The 5104-nt window shown below is 65.3% G+C and carries 6 protein-coding genes; 3 read left to right on the plus strand and 3 right to left on the minus strand.

All coding sequences use genetic code 11. The features are described from left to right. Positions 1 to 431 (minus strand): LysM peptidoglycan-binding domain-containing protein (locus K789_RS0115580; RefSeq protein WP_035739957.1); only part of this gene is annotated, 431 nt, incomplete at its 3' end. 278 nt (positions 432 to 709) lie between these two features. Here K789_RS0115580 and K789_RS0115585 point away from each other — a divergent pair. Continuing rightward, positions 710 to 1063, plus strand: coding sequence for an Rv2175c family DNA-binding protein (locus K789_RS0115585; RefSeq protein ID WP_024367566.1), 354 nt, complete (start codon positions 710 to 712; stop codon positions 1061 to 1063). Between the two features lie 200 nt (positions 1064 to 1263). On the opposite strand, the gene K789_RS0115590 is transcribed toward K789_RS0115585, so the two are convergent. Both K789_RS0115590 and K789_RS0115595 read right to left on the minus strand, forming a co-directional pair. Next, entirely contained in the window at positions 1264 to 2358 is a 1095-nt protein-coding gene (locus tag K789_RS0115590) for a polyprenyl synthetase family protein (RefSeq protein ID WP_024367567.1), read from the minus strand. Continuing rightward, positions 2355 to 2888, minus strand: coding sequence for a hypothetical protein (locus tag K789_RS0115595; protein ID WP_024367568.1), 534 nt, complete (start codon positions 2886 to 2888; stop codon positions 2355 to 2357). The genes K789_RS0115590 and K789_RS0115595 overlap by 4 nt, the downstream gene beginning before the upstream one ends. 74 nt (positions 2889 to 2962) lie before the next feature. Between K789_RS0115595 and dinB the strand changes: the two genes are divergently transcribed. After that, complete coding sequence (gene dinB, locus K789_RS0115600; protein ID WP_029705141.1) at positions 2963 to 4231, plus strand: DNA polymerase IV; 1269 nt, start codon at positions 2963 to 2965, stop codon at positions 4229 to 4231. Between the two features lie 271 nt (positions 4232 to 4502). After that, positions 4503 to 4877: a DUF3040 domain-containing protein gene (locus K789_RS0115605; protein ID WP_024367570.1), complete on the plus strand. Its 375-nt coding sequence runs from the start codon at positions 4503 to 4505 to the stop codon at positions 4875 to 4877. Positions 4878 to 5104 lie beyond the last annotated feature (227 nt).

The raw sequence follows: 5104 nt of genomic DNA on the forward strand, positions 1-5104 counted from the left end.
GTGGCCGAGCCGCCGAGCTTGATCTTCTGCCCGGGGTAGATGATCGTGTTCGCCTGCAGCTGGTTCAACGTCAGGATGGCGTAGGTGTCCAGGCCGAACTTGCCGGCGATTCCACTGATCGTGTCACCGCGGGCGATCGTGTACTCCGCCGGTGCGGAAACCTGGGCGGGGCGGAACGCGGTGGGCATGGCCGCCGGGACGGAACCGGCAGGAATCATCGCTGAACTGATCGACCGGACGGTCTGTCCCTGGGCCTGTGCCTGCATGGCTGCAGCCAGTGTGGCCGGGATGGCGCGGGGACGCGATTCTGCCGCGGCCGGCTGGGCGATCGCCAAGGAAGACAGCACGACGGCGGGAAGGGCCGCCGTCGTGGCCGCAATCATCGGCAGGCTGGGCCTCGCGGTGGGCTTTGGCGAACGTGACGTCGTCATGGGAAAGGTCCTCTTCTCAGCGGCGAACGCTGCGGGTCTGGCCGGCGTTACTGGTGTTACCAGTGTGACTCAAGTTATTGCTGTTACAAATGTGATCTATGTGAATCTCTCACGAATTGCGAATTATCACAAGAACTGTTTGACATTCCGCAAACGAGTGTTTGCGGAGTGTCGGGCAAGGAGCAGCGGCCGCCGTCGGAAGCGGCGTCCGGACAGCCGCAATTTAACTGGTGGGCGTCGACTAGGCGCAGGGGCTGCCGGCATGGCAATCTTGATCCGTGAGTAATGTAGAAAGCCTTGTGGGCGAATGGCTGCCCCTGCCCGATGTCGCACAGCTTCTGAACGTTTCAATTACCAAGGTCCATGCGCTCCTGGACGAACGGGCGTTGGCGGCATTGCGGGTTGGTGAACGCCGGATTCGTTGCGTTCCTGCGGAATTCATCCAGGACGGTCACGCCGTTGAGAGCCTTAAAGGAACGATTGTGGTCCTCGCCGATGCCGGTTATTCCGACGAGGAACTCATTACCTGGCTGTTTACGCCCGATGAATCCCTGCGCGGCCGCCCCATCGATGCCCTGCGTGAGGGCCGCAAAACGGAAATCCGGCGCCGGGCGCAGTCCCTGGCCTGGTAGCCGCCCACGGCCTTCCCGTCTTCAGCTGACCCCGTCTTCAGCTGACCAGTCTTTAGCTGACGCAGTCTCCAGCTGACGGTCTTTGGCTGACGCGGTCCTTAACTAACGCAGGCCCTGCACCTCCAATACGAGGTGCGGGGCCTGCGTTGTCTGTATCCCTTGGGATACCGGTCCGGCCGGGCAGTGCCGGCTCAGGCTGGTCAGGCAGCGCGGCTGACCGTGGCTTCAGCCAGCTTCCGGAGCGCCGTTTTGGGCAGCTCCTCGAGCGGCAGGAGGTCAAGGGCAGAAAAAGCTGCGCGTCCGAACTCCTCGATGAGCACTTCCGTGGCCTGGAGTGCGCCGCAGTCGGCGATGATGCGGCGGATTTCGTCCACGTCGGCGTCGTCCAGCCCGGGGCTGCCCAGCTTCGCGTCAATGAACGCTGACTCCGCCGGGCTGGCCAGGTCCAGGGCAAAGGCGATCAGCACGGTCCGCTTGCCTTCACGGAGATCGTCTCCCGCCGGTTTGCCGGTGGTGACCGGGTCGCCGAAGACTCCCAGGACGTCGTCACGGAGCTGGAAGGCCTCGCCCAGCGGCAGGGCAAAGGCGGAGTAGCCGCGGAGCAGTTCGTCGTGGGCACCGGCCAGGGCGCCGCCGAGGGCCAGCGGATGCTCAGTGGAGTACTTGGCCGACTTGAAGCGGATGATGGACTGGGCCCGGCTGACGGCTCCGGCCCGGTCACGCTTCGGCCCGGCCACTTCCTCGAGGATATCCAGGTACTGACCTGCCATCACCTCGGCGCGCATCAGGTTGAAGATCAGCCGTGCCCGGGTTCCGGAGGCTGCACTCTGCCCGATCTCGGTAAACGATTCCTCGCTGAAGGACAGGCACAGGTCGCCGGTCAGGATCGCGGCCGCGTGCCCAAACCGTTCGCTGTCCAGCGCCCATCCCTGCGTCTCGTGCAGTTCGCTGAAGCGCCGGTGCACGCTGGGTCCGCCCCTGCGGGTATCCGAGCGGTCAATGATGTCGTCGTGGATCAGCGCTGCGGCCTGGAAAAGCTCCAGCGCCGAGCCCGCCGTCACCACCTCATTGGCTCCTGCCTCGCCGCCGGCGCCCCGCCAGCCCCAATAGCACATGAGTGCCCGCAGGCGCTTTCCGCCGGTGACGAGGTTCGAGATCGATCCCATCAGCGGATCGATGTCCGGGGAGATCGAGGACATCACCGACTGGCGGGTGGTCAGGAAATCGGTGAGTTTTCCGGCGACCGCGGCTACATAGGCGGCCTGTTCCAGGCGCAACTGCTCCGCGAGGGTCACTTGACGGACTCGGCGGCGACGTTCGCGCCGATGGTGAACGTGGACATGCCGGCGGTTTCGATCACCGAAAGGTTGACCGTGTCGTTGTCGCCGCGGAGGAAGTCCTTGGACGGTACGGCGCCCACGGTTTCCCCCGGAACGGCCTGGAAGCCCTGGGCAACCAGTTCCGTCGTGTAGAAGGCCAGCACGTCGCCCGACGGCGCGGAGATGCTGCCGACGAGCGCCACGGTGGCGGGCGTCGTGGTCTTGTCAAAGCTGCTGGAGACAATCTTCGCTCCGGGCATCACCGGCAGGAGCTTCGCCGGGAACCCGGGAACCAGGGCGCCCACGGTGGCCGAGGTGCCGGGTTCCGCCGAGGGGCTCGCCGACGCCGTGGTGGAGGGCTGGGCCGCGGACGGCGCAGTGGAGGCTGACGGGGACCCCGAGGAAGCAGTCCCGGGGTTGGCGGGCGTGCAAGCGGCCAGGGCCATCAGCGTGCCCGCCGCCATAACGGCTACCGCAGCACGTTTGCGCTGTCCAAATTCCTTCACAGGGACTTTCCTCCTGGTGTTGACGCCGGATGCAGCCTCCAGTTTAGTCAGTCCCGGGGCATAGGATTGAAGACGTGGGGCCGGACCAGGATAAACAGCAGCGGGAGCAGTCTCCCCAGGGCGCAGCCCGGCGGCTCGGCGAAGCACAAATACGCGAGCTCCGGCGGAGCAGCATCATGCACGTGGACATGGACGCGTTCTTTGTCTCCGTGGAACTGCGCAGCCGCCCGGCGCTTGTGGGTAAACCCGTCATCGTGGGCTACCCCGCGGACCGTTCCGTCGTGCTGTCCGCTTCCTACGAAGCCCGGAAATTTGGCGTCAAGTCGGCCATGCCAATGGTGGTTGCCATGCGGATGTGTCCCTCCGCCGTCGTTATCGAGCCCCGCCACAAGCTGTACTACGAGGTGTCCGGCCAGATCATGGCCATCTTCGGCTCGATTACCGAACTCGTGGAGCCGCTGAGCGTGGACGAGGCCTTCCTCGACGTCGGGGGAGCCATCCGGAGGCTTGGCCCGCCCCGTGGAATCGGCGAACTCATCCGCACCCGGGTCCGCAGCGAACTGGGCATCACCGCGTCCGTGGGGATAGCGGCCAGCAAGTTCGTGGCGAAGATCGCGTCGACCCGCTGCAAGCCCAACGGACTGCTGCTCATCGGTCCGGAGGAGACCGTTCCGTACCTGCACAGCCTCCCGGTCAGCGCCCTTTGGGGTGTCGGCGCCAAAACCGTCGAAGTGCTCTCCCGGATGGGCATCCGGACCGTCGCGGATGTCGCTGCGTCCCCGCTGCCGTCCCTCCGGAAGGTGCTCGGTGCTTCCGGAGAGCACGTCTACCGGCTGTCGTGGGGGATTGACCCCCGCCCGGTCACTCCCGTCCGGCTCGAGAAGAGCATCGGCGCGGAAGAGACCTTCGCCGTGGACACGGCCGACGAGGCGCTGCTGCACCGGGAACTGCTGCGCCTCTCGCACCGGACGGCGGAGCGGCTCCGCAGCGCCGGCATGCACGCCCGCACCGTGGCCCTGAAGCTGCGCTACGCGGACTTTTCCACGATCACCCGCAGCCGCACGGTGAGCACGCCCATCGACAGCGCCCAGTTGCTGTACGCCGTCGCCGTCCAGCTGCTGGAATCGCTGGGCGACCGTCCCATGACCGTCCGGCTCGTAGGCATCAGGGCCGAGCAGCTCGAGGAGGCAGCACAGGCGCCGCTGCAGTTGAGCCTTGACCGCAGGGACGACAACTGGCGCGCGGCTGAACAGGTCCTGGATCAGGTGACCCGGAAGTTTGGCACAAAATCGGTGCTTCCTGCCCGCCTCCTGGACCCCGGGAACACCCCGGGCGGACCCTGACAGTCCAGTACGCCCCTTCATGGCGTCAAGGGGACGTTCGGCATCTTTCAGAACAGGGCGTAACAAACTATCCTTATTTATACGTAAGTTTGGAACGACTGGATCGAGCGTCCGGACTAATGCATGACCAGCTGAACACCCCGGAAGGGGCCGTGGTACACCCGATTCGACCAACGACGGCGAATGGGAACCACGCGGGATTCCCGCGCGTTGTGGGTTTAGGGACACTGGCCACGTCAGTCCGGACGTTGGCCGACTTAAGGAGGTCGTGATGCCGCTCTCGGAGCACGAACAGAAGTTGCTGGAGCAACTTGAGAAGCAGCTGCATGAGGACGATCCCAAGTTCGCCAGCTCGATGGGCTCGGACGCGGGACGTTCATGGTCAACCCGTCATCTGGTGATCGGGGTCCTGGCCACACTGGCCGGCGTCGTTCTGCTGCTGTTGGGCGTGACAATCCAAAACATCTTCGTCGGAGTCCTTGGCTTTGTCGTCATGGGCGCAGGGGTCTACTACGCCACCATGCGAGGTGCGGCCGCCGGCAAGTCCAAAGCCCCCGGCGCTGCCCGGAAATCGGGGAAACCCAGGAGTTCATTCATGAGCAATCTTGAGGAACGCTGGGACGAGAGGCACCGCGGCGAACCCTGACCCGGCCAGGCGCATCGTTCCCCAGTCAGTACCCTTCCCTCACCCTCCTCCACTTCCCACCACAGGAAAAAAGCACGTGGCACAAAAGACCCGCTCCGGCGGGTCTTTTTCTGTTTGCGCCGCACAAACCACGCATGGCACCGGCCTTTCCCGCCGAAAAACGGACCCCAGGGTGCAGGCCCGGGCCCCTGCGGCCGTGCCCGGGTCCCACGCCGGCCGGCAGGCGG

This window comes from Arthrobacter sp. TB 26, assembly GCF_000427315.1.
Taxonomy (GTDB): Bacteria; Actinomycetota; Actinomycetes; order Actinomycetales; family Micrococcaceae; genus Arthrobacter.

What these genes read in the sequence shown, in the direction of transcription:
- K789_RS0115605 (WP_024367570.1), top strand. Translation starts at nt 4,503, where the DNA reads ATGCCGCTCTCGGAGCACGAACAGAAGTTGCTGGAGCAACTTGAGAAG.